The sequence below is a fragment of the Sphingomonas sp. LM7 genome (assembly GCF_002002925.1).
Lineage (GTDB): Bacteria > Pseudomonadota > Alphaproteobacteria > Sphingomonadales > Sphingomonadaceae > Sphingomonas.
In genome coordinates, this window is sequence record NZ_CP019511.1 from 422,232 (window position 1) to 436,867 (window position 14,636).

The 14,636-nt window shown below is 64.8% G+C and carries 15 protein-coding genes; 9 read left to right on the plus strand and 6 right to left on the minus strand.

Annotated elements, in window-relative coordinates; all coding sequences use genetic code 11:
• Window positions 1–106 precede the first annotated feature (106 nt).
• Together BXU08_RS02035 and BXU08_RS02040 are read right to left on the minus strand one after the other, a co-directional pair.
• The gene (locus BXU08_RS02035) at window positions 107–1,201 is read right to left on the minus strand and encodes an HlyD family secretion protein (protein WP_077508309.1); all 1,095 of its coding nucleotides are present in this window, start codon (window positions 1,199–1,201) and stop codon (window positions 107–109) included.
• A complete protein-coding gene (locus tag BXU08_RS02040; protein ID WP_077508312.1) occupies window positions 1,194–1,640 on the minus strand; it encodes a MarR family winged helix-turn-helix transcriptional regulator in 447 nt (148 codons plus the stop codon). Before BXU08_RS02040 ends, BXU08_RS02035 begins: the two co-directional genes overlap by 8 nt.
• An 80-nt stretch (window positions 1,641–1,720) precedes the next feature.
• Between BXU08_RS02040 and BXU08_RS02045 the strand changes: the two genes are divergently transcribed.
• The 4 genes from BXU08_RS02045 (at window position 1,721) to BXU08_RS02060 (ending at window position 5,584) form a co-directional block, all read left to right on the plus strand.
• A complete protein-coding gene (locus BXU08_RS02045) occupies window positions 1,721–2,164 on the plus strand; it encodes a GFA family protein (RefSeq protein WP_077508314.1) in 444 nt (147 codons plus the stop codon).
• Window positions 2,145–2,906, plus strand: coding sequence for an alpha/beta fold hydrolase (locus BXU08_RS02050; RefSeq protein ID WP_077508317.1), 762 nt, complete (start codon window positions 2,145–2,147; stop codon window positions 2,904–2,906). The genes BXU08_RS02045 and BXU08_RS02050 overlap by 20 nt, the downstream gene beginning before the upstream one ends.
• Before the next feature lie 61 nt (window positions 2,907–2,967).
• Entirely contained in the window at window positions 2,968–4,800 is a 1,833-nt protein-coding gene (locus BXU08_RS02055; protein ID WP_077511904.1) for a M2 family metallopeptidase, read from the plus strand.
• A 25-nt stretch (window positions 4,801–4,825) separates the two neighbouring features.
• Entirely contained in the window at window positions 4,826–5,584 is a 759-nt protein-coding gene (locus BXU08_RS02060; protein WP_077508320.1) for an SIMPL domain-containing protein, read from the plus strand.
• 296 nt (window positions 5,585–5,880) lie between these two features.
• On the opposite strand, the gene BXU08_RS20445 is transcribed toward BXU08_RS02060, so the two are convergent.
• From BXU08_RS20445 to BXU08_RS02075, 4 genes are all read right to left on the minus strand, one after another.
• Window positions 5,881–6,015 carry a hypothetical protein gene (locus tag BXU08_RS20445; protein ID WP_290439637.1) on the minus strand — a complete coding sequence of 45 codons (135 nt, stop codon included), beginning with the start codon at window positions 6,013–6,015 and terminating at the stop codon, window positions 5,881–5,883.
• A gap of 179 nt (window positions 6,016–6,194) precedes the next feature.
• The gene (locus BXU08_RS02065; protein WP_077508322.1) at window positions 6,195–7,631 is read right to left on the minus strand and encodes an AMP nucleosidase; all 1,437 of its coding nucleotides are present in this window, start codon (window positions 7,629–7,631) and stop codon (window positions 6,195–6,197) included.
• Between the two features lie 76 nt (window positions 7,632–7,707).
• Window positions 7,708–7,956, minus strand: a complete 249-nt coding sequence (locus BXU08_RS02070) for a hypothetical protein (protein WP_077508325.1) — start codon at window positions 7,954–7,956, stop codon at window positions 7,708–7,710.
• 74 nt (window positions 7,957–8,030) lie between these two features.
• The gene (locus tag BXU08_RS02075) at window positions 8,031–8,513 is read right to left on the minus strand and encodes a peroxiredoxin (RefSeq protein WP_077508328.1); all 483 of its coding nucleotides are present in this window, start codon (window positions 8,511–8,513) and stop codon (window positions 8,031–8,033) included.
• Between the two features lie 95 nt (window positions 8,514–8,608).
• Here BXU08_RS02075 and BXU08_RS02080 point away from each other — a divergent pair, with 95 nt between their 5' ends.
• The 5 genes from BXU08_RS02080 to BXU08_RS02100 all read left to right on the plus strand — a co-directional run bounded on the left by BXU08_RS02080 (window position 8,609) and on the right by BXU08_RS02100 (window position 14,605).
• The gene (locus tag BXU08_RS02080) at window positions 8,609–9,169 is read left to right on the plus strand and encodes a YqgE/AlgH family protein (RefSeq protein WP_077508331.1); all 561 of its coding nucleotides are present in this window, start codon (window positions 8,609–8,611) and stop codon (window positions 9,167–9,169) included.
• A 212-nt stretch (window positions 9,170–9,381) separates the two neighbouring features.
• Window positions 9,382–10,797, plus strand: a complete 1,416-nt coding sequence (gene ahcY / locus BXU08_RS02085) for an adenosylhomocysteinase (RefSeq protein WP_077508334.1) — start codon at window positions 9,382–9,384, stop codon at window positions 10,795–10,797.
• 197 nt (window positions 10,798–10,994) lie between these two features.
• Window positions 10,995–13,970 (plus strand): TonB-dependent siderophore receptor, encoded by a 2,976-nt coding sequence (locus BXU08_RS02090; protein ID WP_077508337.1) that lies wholly within the window; start codon window positions 10,995–10,997, stop codon window positions 13,968–13,970.
• 124 nt (window positions 13,971–14,094) lie between these two features.
• Window positions 14,095–14,358 carry a hypothetical protein gene (locus tag BXU08_RS02095; protein WP_077508340.1) on the plus strand — a complete coding sequence of 88 codons (264 nt, stop codon included), beginning with the start codon at window positions 14,095–14,097 and terminating at the stop codon, window positions 14,356–14,358.
• Complete coding sequence (locus BXU08_RS02100) at window positions 14,339–14,605, plus strand: hypothetical protein (protein ID WP_171982387.1); 267 nt, start codon at window positions 14,339–14,341, stop codon at window positions 14,603–14,605. The genes BXU08_RS02095 and BXU08_RS02100 overlap by 20 nt, the downstream gene beginning before the upstream one ends.
• Window positions 14,606–14,636 lie beyond the last annotated feature (31 nt).

Genomic DNA, 14,636 nt, shown 5'->3' on the forward strand with positions numbered 1-14,636 from the left:
GTAGGGAGGGGCTGGGGGTGCGTGCGTGCCACACCGGAAACCGTATCGAGGAGGAGGGCACCCACCTCTCGATCCCCTCCCTGCACGCAGGGAGGGTAGGAAGACGTCACTTGCATGGACCCTGGAGATCGACCTCGACATCGGACGACAGGCCGGCGATCAGCGCGCGCGGGCTCTTGTCATCGATGAAGATTCGCACCGGCACACGCTGGGTGACCTTCACCCAATTGCCGTTGGCGTTCTGCGCCGGCAGCACCGAGAATTCGGAGCCGGTGCCCGCGCCGATCGACGCGACATGGCCCTTGAGCTTGAGCCCCGGATACGCGTCGAAGCTGACGTCGGCGCACTGGCCGACGCGCATCTTGTTGAGATCGGTTTCCTTGAAGTTCGCTTCGATCCACGAACGATCGCTGGTGACGATGGTGAGCGCGGGCAGACCCGTCATCATCTGCTGGCCGACCTGGAGCCGCTCGGACTGGCTGACGACACCATCGGCGGGTGCATAGACCCTGGTGCGGCCTAGGTTGAGCTGCGCCTGGTCGCGCTGGACGCGGGCAGCGGCGATCTGCGGATTCTCGCCGGGGACCGCCGCGCCGGTGGCGAGCTTCGAACGCGCTTCGGCAGCGTCGGCATTGGCCCGCTGGAGGGTGGCGCGCGCCTGTTCGAGGCCGTGCTCGGACTGTTGCAGCCGGGCGCGGGTGGTGAAGCCGCTCTTCATCAGCTCGGACTGGCGCTGATAGTCTTCCTGCGCCGCGAGCATCGAATCGCGCGCGGCCTGGATATCGGCGCCGGTTCCGGCATAGCTCGTCTTGAGCGTCTGGAGCTCGACCTGCGCATTGGCAATTGCGGCATCGGCCTGGGCGACAGCGATGCGATAGGGGGCCGAGTCGATCTCGAAGAGCAAGTCGCCTTTCTTGACCCGTTGGTTCTCGCGCACCGCGACATTGACGATGCGCCCCGCGACTTCGGCGGAGACCGAAACCTTGTCCTGCTGGACGTAGGCATTGTCGGTCGAGGCGAAGCGGCCCGAGGTCAACCAGAAGAAGCCGACCACGCCGAGCAGGATGATAGGCACGCCGAACATCAGCAATGGGCGCAACAGGCCTCGCCTGGCGCGGGGCTCCACGATTTCCGCCTCGGATGTGGGTTCGACAGCCACCGTCTCGGGTCCCTTTTCGATTTTCGGATCAGCCTCAGCCATTGGCGGCCTCTTTGCTCTCTTGCGTATGGGTTATGTTCGATCGGATGGTGTTGAGCGCCGCGGTCAGCTGGTCGCGCTGCGCCGGACTCAACCCGTGAAGCGCCGCTTCGATCATCTCGCCGGCGACGTCGTGCAGCTCACTCAGCACGGGATGGGCCTTGTCGGTCAGATAGATGCGCCACGCCCGCCGGTCGGCCGGATCGCGGCGACGCTCGACCAATTCGGCTTCCTCCAGCCGGTCGATCATCCGGCAGCAGGTAATCGGCTCGACTTCGAGCAACTCGGCGAGCTGTCCCTGATTTAGTCCCTCATGCCGTTCGAGCATCTTGAGTGTTCGCCATTGCGGGCCCGTCGCGCCGCTCTTGCGTGCCCGCTCGTCGAAGCGGCGGCGCATGAGGCGCGAGACATCGCCCATCAGAAACCCTACATTCTCGGCCATAGCAGACACATAGTAAGCAGGCTTATAGATAGCAATCGAGGACCCGATTTAATTGTGCAGTGCAGCAAGAGAGGATCGTCATGGCTGAGGAAATGACCGGCGGGTGCCAGTGCGGACGCGTGCGCTACCGTGCGATGGTCGAGGATGACGAGGCGTATCTTTGCCATTGCCGGATGTGTCAGCGTGCGACGGGCGGCGTGGCGATCGCGTTCAAGAGCATCGAGAAGGCGCGCGTGACGTGGGAGCGCGAACCCGATCTCTATCGCTCCTCGCCGATCGCCGAGCGCGGATTCTGTTCCAAGTGCGGCACGCCGCTGACCTTCTGGTTTCCCGATGCGCCGCGCATGGACCTGACCGTTGGCAGCTTCGACGATCCGTATCGCTTCAAGCCCACCGAGCATTCAGCCTGCGAGAGCTGGCACCGCGACTGGCTTGACACCAGCCATCTGCCGGCTTCACGGACCGACGAGAACCCGAACGTTGTTCGCCGCTGGATGGAAAAAGTTGGCAAGCTTCCCGACTGACACGCACCGCTTCACGAGCTTCGACGGAGTTGAACTCGCCTGGACCGAAATGGGGGAGGGTAGGCCGGTGGTGCTGATCCACGGCTATTTCTCCACCGCCGAAGTCAACTGGATCAAATACGGCCATGCCGCCAAGCTCGCAGCGCGCGGCTTCCGGGTGATCCTGCCCGATCTGCGCGGCCATGGCCTTAGCGATCGCCCCCACGATCCCGCCGCCTATCCCCCCGATGTACTGATGCGTGACGGCTTTGCGCTAATCGAGCATCTCGGGCTGACCGACTATGATCTCGGCGGCTATTCGCTGGGCGGGCGGACGACGCTGCGGATGCTGGTCCATGGCGCCAAGCCGCGGCGCGCGGTGCTGTGCGGCATGGGGCTGGCCGGGCTGACCGATACCAGCGGGCGCGGGACCTATTTCAAGCGCGTCCTCACCAATCTCGGCAGCTTCGAGCGCGGCAGCTCGGAATGGCTGACTGAAGCGTTCCTCAAGACCACCAAGGGCGATCCTGAGGCACTGCTGCTGATCCTGCAGACCTTCGTCGACACCGCCGAGGACGAGATCGCCGCGATCGACGTGCCGACCTTGGTCGTCACGGGCGCCGAGGATTTCGACAATGGCTCGGCGCAGGAAGTCGCGGACCTGCTTCCCGACGGTCGCTTCGTCGAGGTTCCGGGGAATCACATGAGCGCCGTCACCCGGCCTGAGCTGGGCGATGCGATCGCGGAATTCCTCGCCGCTTGACGCTTATCGGGAGGACGCGCAATCGTCGCGGCATCCAAAGATCCTCAGGGGCTTCAACATCATGATCCGTACCGGCATTTCGATGCTCGCGCTCGTCGCGTTCCAGGCCGTTCCCGCAGTTGCGCAGACCGCGCCGGCGACCACTGCGTCCGCCACGCCCACCGCCGCCGAGGCGCAGGCATTCCTCGACCGCGTCCAGAAGGAATATACCGAGTTCAACCTCGTCGCCTCGCGGGTGGCGTGGATCAATGCGACCTATATCACCGACGATACCGATGCGCTCGCGGCGGACTATGGCGCACGCGGCACCGAGATGGCGGTGGGCTTCGCGCTCGAGGCGGCAAAGTACCAGAAGGCGCCCGGGCTCACGCCCGAGCAGCAGCGTCAGCTCACCATGATCCGCAGCGCGATCACCTTGCCCGCGCCGACCACGCCGGGCGCCGCGCAGCAGCTCTCCGACATATCTACCAAGCTTGGCTCGCTCTACGGCAAGGGCAAGGGCACGCGCGGCGGCCAGCCGATCAACGGCAGCGACATCGAAGCCGCGATGAGCGAGAGCCGCAATCCGGCCGAGCTCCAGGAGATGTGGACGAGCTGGAACGACAATGTCGGCGCGCCGATGCGCGGCGACTATGCCAAGATGACCGCAATCGCCAATCAGGGTGCCACCGGGCTGGGCTTTGCCGATACGGGCACGATGTGGCGCTCGGCCTATGACATGCCGCCGGAAGAGTTCGCCAAGCTCACCGACAAGCTCTGGGCGGACGTCAAGCCGCTCTATGTCGCGCTCCACACCTATGTACGGCGGAAGCTCAACGAGAAATATGGCGACGCGGTCCAGTCCAAGACGGGACCTATCCGCGCGGACCTGCTCGGCAATATGTGGGCGCAGGAATGGGGCGGCATCTACGACGTCGTCGCGCCGGCGGGCGCGGGCGATCTGGGCTATGACGTCGGCGAGTTGCTCAAGGCCAAGGGGCAGGACTGGAAGAAGATGGTGCAGACCGGCGAGGGCTTCTATTCCTCGCTCGGCCTCGCGCCGCTCCCGGAGAGCTTCTGGCAGCGCTCGCTGTTCCTCAAGCCCGCCGACCGCGAAGTGCTGTGCCACGCCTCGGCCTGGGACGTGGACGAGAAGGACGACCTGCGCATCAAGATGTGCATCAAGGTCAATTCCGACGACTTCGTCACGATCCACCACGAGCTCGGCCACAATTACTATCAGCGCGCGTATAAGGCGCAGCCCCAGCTCTACCGCAACGGCGCGAACGACGGCTTCCATGAGGCGATCGGCGATTTCGTCGCGCTCTCGATCACGCCCGACTATCTCGTCCAGATCGGTCTGCTCGACAAGGCGGCGGTGCCGGGTGCCGACAAGGACACCGGGCTGCTGCTGCGCCAGGCGATGGACAAGGTGGCGTTCCTGCCCTTCGGCCTGCTGGTCGACAAATATCGCTGGCAGATCTTTTCCGGGGCGATCAAGCCGGAGGGCTATCAGGCCGGTTGGGACAAGCTGCGGCTCGACTATCAGGGGCTCAAGCCCCCGGTCGCGCGCGACGAGACCCGCTTCGACGCGGGCGCCAAATACCATGTCGCCGGCAGCGTGCCCTACACGCGCTACTTCCTCGCGCGGCTGCTCCAGTTCCAGTTCTACAAGGCGGCATGTGACCAGGCCGGCTGGAAAGGCCCGCTGCATCGCTGCTCCTTCTACGGCAACAAGGAAGTCGGCGCGCGGCTGAACAAGATGCTCGAGATGGGCGCGTCCAAGCCCTGGCCGGACGCGTTGGAGGCATTCACCGGCACCCGCGAAATCTCGGGCAAGGCGATGGCCGAATATTTCGCGCCGCTCAAGAAGTGGCTCGACCAGCAGAACAAGGGCCAGCCGCAGGGCTGGTGAAGCCGATCACCAAAAGGGGAATGACATGATGAAGCATGGACTTGCGCTCGCGTTGCTCGCGGCACCGTTCAGCGTGCCGCTGGCGGCGCAGGCGCAGACGGCGACCGCCGCCGGGCCGGTCTCGGTCGAAATCGTTTCGACCGGGCAAGTAAGCGTGCCGGCGCAGCGTTTTCGCCTGTCGGTGACGCTCACCGCCAAGGGCAAGGACGAGGCGGCTGCGGGCGCGACGCTGGCAGCCAACAAGGCCAAGTTGATCCGGGCGCTCGCGGCGCTCAACATCGGCGAAGCCAAGGGCGATATCGGCACCACCAATTCGCTGGTGGGCCTGATCTCGACCTTCGCCGGCACCAAGTCGAAGCCGAGCTTCAGCGTCGAGACGCTCGACGAAGATAGCGAGGAAACCCCGCAATCGACTGCAACCGAGACGGTGGGCTTCGACGCGCCGACGCGCGCCGCGGTGGAACGTGCCAAGGCGCCGGTAGAGGTGAGTGGTGGCACGCTCGACGAGGACGTGCTGCCGCTGCTCAACGACTATGTCGCGCCGACGCGTGCGGCCAAGGCCGCGGCGATCAAGAAGGCGCAGGACGAGGCCGATGCCTATGCCGCCACGCTGGGGCTCAAGCGCAGCACCATCGTCAAGGTCAGCGAGAAGCAGGATCCGACCGCGGGCGCGCTCGCGCTGATCGGCGAACTGGTCACGATCGTCGCGCCGAAGAAGGACGGCGGGGTCGATCAGGTGACCGTCAACGCCAGCCTCGTCGTGGAATTCCAGCTCAGCCGCTGAGGCTGGGTCGTATCGGCACGCGGATTTCTAGGTTCCTCCCTCGCTAAGCATGAGCGGAAGAGGTGTAGCCTGACGGAGGGGGCTTTGGCCGCAAACGACACGTTTGCGGCTGCGCCTCCTCCACCACCCATCGCGCGGCCGCGCCGTCGCTGATCCAGGCGATGGCTATCGCAGCGGGGCATTGCGACAGCAAAGGCCACACCGGGTTCACACTGTCGCTAATGTTTCAGCGGCGGCGCGGCTATCCGGAAATCGCACAGGTTAACCAAACGGCCATCGCCCGGCCGCACCCGATCCTAGTCCGGTAATTCGTCGGGGATCGTGTTTTCGTCGGCGATTCCCGCTGCGAACTCGGCGGAAGAATCGGTGCCGTCGGGCTGATGCGCGTGCGGGGCTTCGGTGTCGGCGGGCTGCTTTTCGGGATCGGTCATTGCGGGCTCCTCTGGTGAGAGAACGCACGGCGCTGCCCATCTTTCCTCCCTCGCAGAGCGGGGAGGGGGCCGCCGCCAAAGGCGGTGGCGTAGGGAGGCATCTCCGCGGGCCATGTGCTTGCGGCCCCGCCATGCTTCGCATGCCACCTCCCCCGCTTACGCGAGGGAGGAATTCAAAATCAACGGAACGGCGGCTCGTTGAATGCGCGCAGCTTGCGGCTGTGGAGCTTGGCGCCTTCGCGGCGGAGTTCCTCCACCGTCTCGATGCCGATGCGGAGATGCTCGTTGATCGCGCGCTCGTAGAAGCGGTTGGCTTGGCCAGGCAGCTTCAATTCGCCGTGGAGCGGCTTGTCCGAGACGCAGAGCAAGGTGCCGTAGGGTACGCGAAAGCGATAGCCCTGCGCCGCGAGCGTCGCCGATTCCATGTCGACGCCGACCGCGCGGCTGAGCGAGAAGCGCAGCGCCGTACGCGAATAGCGCAGTTCCCAGTTGCGGTCGTCGGTGGTGACGATCGTCCCGGTGCGCAGCCGCTGCCGTAGCTCGTCGCCCGACTGGCCGGATACCGTCTCCGCGGCGCGGGCGAGCGCAAGCTGGACCTCGGCGATGGCGGGGATCGGAATCTCGGGCGGCAGCACGTCGTCCATGATGTGATCGTCGCGCAGATAAGCATGGGCGAGGACATAGTCGCCGATCCGCTGGCTGGGACGCAGGCCACCGCAATGCCCGATCATCAGCCACGCCTCGGGCCGCAGCACCGCGAGATGATCGGTGATCGTCTTGGCGTTGGAAGGGCCGACGCCGATATTGACCAGGGTGATGCCGGTGCGGCCCGGCGCCATCAGGTGATAGGCGGGCATCTGGTGGCGGCGCCACGCGCTGTCCGAGATCAGCCGGTCCATGTCGGCCGGGTCTTCGATAACGATCCCGCCAGCGCCTGACACGCCGGTGAAGCGGCTGCCTTCGCCAAGCTGCGCGCAGGCCCAGCGGACGAACTCGTCGACATAGCGGTGATAGTTGGTGAACAGGATGTATTGCTGGACGTGCTCGGTCGGCGTGCCGGTATAGTGGCGCAGCCGCGCGAGGCTGAAATCGGTGCGCAGCCCGTCGAACAGCGCCAGCGGGCGGGTGCCGTCATGCGACATCCACAGGCCGTCGGCGATCTCGTCGCCGATATGGGCGAGTTCGGTAGCTGGGAAATGGCGTGCCAGCTCGGTGGCCGAGACTTCGTCGAGCCGCAGCGCGTGGCCGGGATCAAGGACATAGGCGAAAGGGATTTCCTGCCGGCCCGTGGCGGCGTCGACTTCGACGTCATAGTCTTCGATCAGGAAAGTCAGCTGCTCGACCAGATAGTCGGAGAAGGTCGCCGGCTTGGTGACGCTGATGCGATATTCGCCCGGATCGATCAGGCGGCCGAACGAGCGGGGCGGGGCAGGGCGATCGCTGCCGCCGCGATAGGTAAGGCGGATCTCGGGATAGGCGAAGGAGCCGTCGGTGCGGCTGGACGGGGCCGGCGGGGTGCCGTCGGTCAGATAGCGATTGAGCGCAGTCTGGAGGCGTTCGACCGAGGCGCGATAGAGGCGGTCCAGCTCGGCGACGATGTCGGATGCTTGAGTCATCTTGGATCGCTAATGCGCGAAAGTGACTCTGGCAAGACGGCGGCTCCCTTTCACCGGGGAAAGGGAGCCGCGCGACTTACTTCTTGTTGGAGGAGTCCTTGTCGCCGCCCAGCTGGGTAGCGGCATAGACTGCGCCGCCGACTGCGGCAGCTGCACCCGCGGCGATCGCCGCCGCCGCGACCGGATGTTCCTTGACGGCTTCGACGGTCGCTTCGACGGCGCCGCTCACGGTTTCCTGCGCGGAGGCGAGGAACGACTTTTCCGTTGCCTGGTTCGCGGTCGTGCCGCCGGAGTTGCTCGTGCTGCTGCTATTGCTGTCGGCCATGAATCTTCCCTTTCGTAGAAGTTACCTGGATCAACTCGCACACCCGCACGGCAGTTCCGTTTCGCAGCCGGTCCTTACAGCCGGCCGAGCAGATAATCAGCCGAGCTGACTTCGAACTGGCCGGGCGCCTCGACATTGAGCTGCTCGACGACACCATCGTTGACCAGCACCGAATAGCGCTTGCCACGCTGGCCGAGGCCGAAGGCGCTGCCGTCCATCTCGAGGCCCATCGCCTTGGCGAAGGTGCCATTGCCGTCGGCGAGCATCGTCACCTTGCCGTCGACGCCCGACGCTTTGCCCCACGCGCCCATCACGAACGCGTCGTTGACTGCGGTGCAGGCGATTTCGTCGATACCCTTGGCCTTCAGTTCGTCGGCCTTGTCGACGAAGCCGGGGAGATGCTTGGCCGAGCAGGTCGGCGTGAACGCACCGGGCACCGAGAACAGCGCGACCTTGCGGCCGGCGAAATATTCGTCCGAGCCGATCTGTTCGGGGCCTTCTTCGGTCACCTTGACGAGCGTCGTGGTGGGAATGCGGTCGCCAACCTGGATGGTCATTTCACTCTCCTTTTGCGGGTACCGACCCAATCGGCGTCGCGGATGACATTTTCAAGCGTGACGGACCCGAAACCGAAGCGATAAGTTGACCGGGCATGGATTCGACACCCTATCTCACCGGCCAGTTCCTCCTCGCGATGCCCGGCATCGGCGATCCGCGCTTCGAACGCGCAGTGATCGCAATGTGCGCGCATGACGACGAAGGCGCGCTTGGCATCGGTATCGGCGAGACGATCGACGGGCTGGGCCTGCACGAATTGCTCAAGCAGTTCGAGATCGATCCCGGCGACGTGCCTGACGCCCCGGTGCATTTCGGCGGCCCGGTCGAGCCGCGGCGGGGCTTCGTGCTCCATTCGACCGATTGGGGCGGGCAGGACACGATTGATGTCGGCGGGCGCTGGTCGCTGTCGGGCACGATCGACGTGCTCAAGGCGATCGCCGAGGGCAAGGGGCCGAGCCGCTGGCTGGTTGCGCTCGGCTATGCCGGCTGGGCCGAAGGGCAGCTCGACGAGGAGATGACTCGACACGGCTGGTTCAGCACCAGCGGCGACACCGCGCTGCTGTACGACGTCGATGCCGAGCGGCGATGGGCGAAGGGTTTCGAGATCGTGGGGATCGACCCCCGGATGCTGGCGAACAGCACCGGGACGGCCTGACTCACCACCGGAGGCGGTGCGTCACTTGCCCGAATGTCGCGAAATCCCGCCGAAGCATTCCCGGCTCGCGCGCGTAGAATGCAGCGCTGGCGAAGACATATAAAGATATCTTTATATCTGACTTGCGCATTCCCGTCTGAGCCTGTAGGGCGCGCCAATCGCGGCCGGCGAGTCCGGCGCGCGCTCCTTTTATACCTGCTGGAGATCAGCCCGTGGCTACCGTGCTCGACAAGAACGACTACGTCATCAAGGACATCGAACTCGCCGCTTTCGGCCGCAAGGAAATCGAAATCGCCGAGACCGAGATGCCCGGTCTGATGAGCCTGCGCGAGGAATTCGGCGCTGCTCAGCCGCTCAAGGGCGCGCGGATCACTGGTTCGCTCCACATGACGATCCAGACTGCCGTCCTGATCGAGACGCTGACAGCGCTCGGCGCCGACGTGCGCTGGGCGACCTGCAACATCTTCTCGACGCAGGATCACGCCGCCGCGGCGATCGCCGCTGCCGGCATCCCGGTGTTCGCAGTGAAGGGCGAAAGCCTGGCCGATTATTGGGACTATGTCGGCGACATCTTCAACTGGGGCGCCGACGGTGACGGCACCACGGCCAACATCATCCTCGACGACGGCGGCGACGCCACCATGTTCGCACTATGGGGCGCCAAGCTCGAAGCCGGCGCGACGCTCGGCGAGCCGGAGAATGACGAAGAGGTCGAGTTCCAGCGCGCGCTCAAGGCGTTCATCGCCAAGTATCCGGGTTACCTGACCCAGACGGTCAAGAACCTGAAGGGCGTCTCGGAAGAGACCACCACCGGCGTCCATCGCCTGTACGAGATCGCCAAGAAGGGCGAGCTGCCGTTCCCGGCGATCAACGTCAACGACAGCGTCACCAAGTCGAAGTTCGACAACCTCTATGGCTGCAAGGAATCGCTGGTCGACGCGATCCGCCGCGCCACCGACGTGATGCTCGCCGGCAAGGTCGCCTGCGTCGCCGGCTTCGGTGACGTCGGCAAGGGCTCGGCGCAGTCGCTCCGCAACGGCGGCGCGCGCGTGCTCGTCACCGAAGTCGATCCGATCTGCGCTCTGCAGGCGGCGATGGAAGGCTTCGAGGTCGTGACGATGGACGAGGCCGTGACGCGCGCCGACATCTTCTGCACCGCGACCGGCAATGCCGACGTCATCACCGCCGATCACATGCGCGCGATGAAGCCGATGGCGATCGTCTGCAACATCGGCCACTTCGACAGCGAGATCCAGATCGCCGCGCTCAGCAACTATGAGTGGGACGAAGTGAAGCCGGGCACCGACCTGGTGAAGTTCCCCGACGGCAAGCAGATCATCATCCTCGCCAAGGGCCGCCTGGTGAACCTCGGCTGCGCGACCGGTCACCCGTCGTTCGTGATGTCGGCATCGTTCACCAACCAGACGCTGGCGCAGATCGAGCTATTCACCAAGGGCGAGAACTACAAGAACGAAGTCTATGTGCTCCCGAAGCACCTCGACGAGAAGGTCGCGGCGCTGCACCTCGAAAAGCTCGGCGTGAAGCTCTCGAAGCTCACCGCCAAGCAGGCAGGCTATATCGGCGTGCCGGTCGAAGGTCCGTTCAAGCCGGATCACTACCGCTACTGATCTTTCGAGTATCGGTTGAAACGGGCCGCGTCTCCTTTTGGGAGGCGCGGCCCTTTTCGTTTCAATTGATACGAGACTGTTGCGGCGCGGCTACACTCGTCGCAGAACTGTCACGCATGCTGCGGTGCAGCGGGATCAGAAACACTCGGGAAACGTAGCCGCGGGAGGCGTCAGCCTTACCGTAAAAGGATTGTCCGATGGCGTATCCCGTTCTCCGCTCGCGTGGACTGCTCACCGTTTCCGTCGCTGCCCTGTCGATTGCCTGCCTGGCACCGGCCTATGCCCAGACCGAGGACAGCGCGACTGTCGCCGACGAGCCGCAGACCAGCCAGGCCGAAGAGGCGCAGGACATCGTCGTCACCGGTTCGCGTATCGCGCGTCCCGAGATCGCGTCGCCCAATCCGATGGTATCCTATAGCGCCGCGACCCTCGAACAATCGGGCCGCACCAACCTGACCGACTTTCTCGTCCAGAACCCGGCGCTGCTCGCGTCGGATACCAGCCAGGACCAGTCGGGATCGAATGGCGACTTTGGCGCCACCGGTGCGAACCTGCTCAACCTGCGCAATCTGGGCACCAACCGCACGCTCACGCTGGTCGATGGCCGCCGCCATGTCGCCGGCCTGCCGGGCTCGGCGTCGGTCGATGTGAACACGATCCCCAAGGACCTGATCGAGCGCGTCGATGTCCAGACCGGCGGTGCCTCCGCAGTCTATGGCGCGGACGGCGTGTCGGGCGTGGTCAACTTCGTCCTCAAGCGCAATTTCGAGGGCTTTCGTGCCCGTGCCCAGGCCGGCATCTCGGACGCAGGCGACGCGGGCAACCAGTTCTTCTCGCTGACGGTGGGCAAGAACTTCTTCGACGATCGCGCCAACCTCGCGCTGTCGTACGAGTATACCAAGGACGATCGCGTCACCGGGTTCGGCCGCGCGCGTGTCGGCGACCCGCTGCGCAGCTACAGTTTGCTGCAGGATCCGAGCGATTATGCCGTCGATGATCCCAATGTGTTCGATCGCGTGCTGACCAACAATGTGCGCTATGCGGACAGCTCGCGGAACGGCGCGATCGACTTCGATTTCGACGGTATCCCGGACTATAACGGCAATGGCGGCATCTACGATCGTGGCCGCCTGCTCCCCGGTTCGGGCGGTCTGACCCAGGGCGGCGACAGCACGCCGACCGCCGGCTATCAGGGCGATCTCCAGCCCGAGAACCGGATCCACAACGTCAATCTGCTGTCGAGCTTCGAATTCTCGCCGGCGTTCCGCGTGTTCGCGCAGGGCAAATATGCCAATACGCAGAGCTATTCGGTGGCGCAGCCGAGCTACGACTTCTACACCTATCTCACGCCGGACAATCCGTTCTTGACCGACCGGTTCGGCGCGCTCGCCGCGGGCGGCGCGCTCATCTCGCGCGACAATTTCGACCACGGCATCCGCGGTGAATCGGCCGAGCGCGAAACGCTGCGCGGTGTCTTCGGCATCGACGGACGCATCAGCGAGCACGCGACCTATGAACTATCCTACACCTATGGGCAGACCAAGAGCCGCTTCCTGAGCACGAACTATCGTCTCACCGATCGTTATTATGCGGCGGTGGACGCGGTGCGCGATCCCGTCAGCGGCCAGATCGTCTGCCGCTCGACGCTCGATCCCACGTCGAACATCGATCCCAACAATTTCGACGAGCCTGCATCGACCTTCACGCCGGGCGCGAACAGCGGCTGCGCACCGCTCAACCTGATCGGCGAGAATGTCGGGAGCCAGGCGGCGCTCGCCTTCTTCAACGTCGATCTGGTGAACCGCTACAAGGTTCAGCAGCACGTCGTTTCGGGATCGCTGGCCGGCGACTTCGGCCAGTTCTTCGAGCTGCCGGGCGGCCCGATCGGCTTCGCCGTCGGCGGCGAGTACCGCAAGGAGATCAGCGACTTCGATTCGGATCCCTATCTCCAGGCCGGGGCGCTTGCCGATATCGCGCAGATTCTGCCCGAGCGCGGCAGCTTCGACGTCAAGGAAATCTTCGGCGAGCTCCGCGTACCGCTGCTGAAGAACCTGCCCTTCGCCGAGACGCTCGAGTTCAACGCGGCGCTGCGTCTCTCGGACTATTCGACGGTCGGCAACACCACGACCTATTCGTTCAGCGGCGTCTACGCGCCGATCCGCGACTTCCGCATCCGCGGCACCTATTCACAGGCAGTGCGCGCGCCGAACATCACCGAGCTGTTCTCGCCGACCAACGGCACCTTCGCGTTCATCGATGATCCGTGCGACCCCACCAACCTGGCCGAGGGCACGCAGTTCCGCGCCGCCAATTGCCAGACCTTGCTGGCGGCGGCGGGCCTTACCCCGGCGCAGATCGCCAACTTCAATCCGACCAGCGATCCGACGGCGACGGTCAGCCTTCCCGGCCGGGCCGGCGGCAATACCAATCTGGGCGAAGAAACCGCGCGCACCTGGACCGCCGGCATCGTGCTTCAGCCCAGCTTCGTCCCGGGCCTGACGATCACGGCGGACTGGTACGACATTCGCCTGCGCAACGCGATCCGCACGGCGACTGCACAGGAGATCGTCGATCTCTGCGTCGATCAGCCCGACGTGACGAACATCTATTGCTCGAACGTCGCACGCAGCGGCACCACCGGCTATGTCAACGACTTCTATGTCGGGCCGCAGAACGTCGCGGGGCTGCAGACCGCGGGCCTCGACCTCACCGTCAACTATGGCTTCACGGTGGGCTCGCTCGGGCAGTTCAACCTGCGCGTGGTCGGCAACTATCTCGACAAGGCGACGTTCGTCCCGACGCCGGGCGCCGATGTCGAAATCGACAAGCTCACTGCCTATTCGCCGGAATATAGCGGCACGCTGGACCTGACCTGGTCGAACGGCCCGCTGACGCTGAACTACGGCATGGCCTATTTCAGCAAGACGCGCCGCTACAGCGTCGATCAGCTCCGCGCGAACCCGGATATCGCCGATCCCAAATATCATTGGTACAGCGACAAGCTGGAGCACGACATTCAGGCGGCAGTCGCGGTCAACGACCGGTTCTCCTTCTATGGCGGCGTGAACAACCTCACCAACAAGCAGGGCGACGTGGCGTCCACGGGCTATCCCTACAGCTTTGTCGGCCGGACCTATTACGCCGGTGCACGGGTGGCTTTCGCTGGCTTCTGAAGCCGTCGCCGACCAGGAAAAGCAAAAGGGGTCCGGCGCGAGCCGGGCCCCTTTCTGCATGGCGGTTTCCGGCAGTGGAACGGTGGCGGCGTTGCCCACGTTATGGCGGCACAGGGAGACGATTATGCAGCGCGAGACCTTCGCCAAGCTGGCGCTCGGATGCCTCGGCATATGCATGTGCGGCAGCGTCGCCGGCATGGGGCTGGCGAACTATACCACTTCGGGTTCGTTCGATTTCTACAAGCAGCGCTCGGCAACTGCCTGGGAAGCCGAGCTTCCGGAGCAGCCGACTGCGCTTGAATCGACCGATCTGGCATTTGCGTCGGATCGTCCCGACACGATCGATGATGCTGCGCCCAAGCCGGAGCTTGCTTCGTTCGACCGCTGAATTGAGGAACAGCGAAGCCAATCACGACGCCGGGCACGCACGCGAACGGATCGCCGAGATCCTGCGTGGCGCCCTGGGCACTCCCGAGGAGGACGCGCTCGAAGACGAGACGCGGCGGCTGATGCTGCACCTGTCGATCGAGCCGCTGGCCAATGCGGCGCCCGTGCCCGACGAAGCCGCGCCACATCCCCGCAAACCGTTGCTCCGGCGCCTGCTGGGCAAACAAGATGGCGATATGCGCGCCTAGGCCCGCGCAAGCCGCTTTCCGATCCGCGGCG

Bases quoted from the DNA above. Each gene is read 5' to 3' on its own strand.
- BXU08_RS02035 (WP_077508309.1), bottom strand. From the start codon at position 1,201: ATGGCTGAGGCTGATCCGAAAATCGAAAAGGGACCCGAGACGGTGGCT.
- BXU08_RS02040 (WP_077508312.1), bottom strand. From the start codon at position 1,640: ATGGCCGAGAATGTAGGGTTTCTGATGGGCGATGTCTCGCGCCTCATG.
- BXU08_RS02045 (WP_077508314.1), top strand. From the start codon at position 1,721: ATGGCTGAGGAAATGACCGGCGGGTGCCAGTGCGGACGCGTGCGCTAC.
- BXU08_RS02055 (WP_077511904.1), top strand. From the start codon at position 2,968: ATGATCCGTACCGGCATTTCGATGCTCGCGCTCGTCGCGTTCCAGGCC.
- BXU08_RS02060 (WP_077508320.1), top strand. From the start codon at position 4,826: ATGATGAAGCATGGACTTGCGCTCGCGTTGCTCGCGGCACCGTTCAGC.
- BXU08_RS20445 (WP_290439637.1), bottom strand. From the start codon at position 6,015: ATGACCGATCCCGAAAAGCAGCCCGCCGACACCGAAGCCCCGCACGCG.
- BXU08_RS02065 (WP_077508322.1), bottom strand. From the start codon at position 7,631: ATGACTCAAGCATCCGACATCGTCGCCGAGCTGGACCGCCTCTATCGC.
- BXU08_RS02070 (WP_077508325.1), bottom strand. From the start codon at position 7,956: ATGGCCGACAGCAATAGCAGCAGCACGAGCAACTCCGGCGGCACGACC.
- BXU08_RS02075 (WP_077508328.1), bottom strand. From the start codon at position 8,513: ATGACCATCCAGGTTGGCGACCGCATTCCCACCACGACGCTCGTCAAG.
- BXU08_RS02080 (WP_077508331.1), top strand. From the start codon at position 8,609: ATGGATTCGACACCCTATCTCACCGGCCAGTTCCTCCTCGCGATGCCC.
- BXU08_RS02090 (WP_077508337.1), top strand. From the start codon at position 10,995: ATGGCGTATCCCGTTCTCCGCTCGCGTGGACTGCTCACCGTTTCCGTC.
- BXU08_RS02095 (WP_077508340.1), top strand. From the start codon at position 14,095: ATGCAGCGCGAGACCTTCGCCAAGCTGGCGCTCGGATGCCTCGGCATA.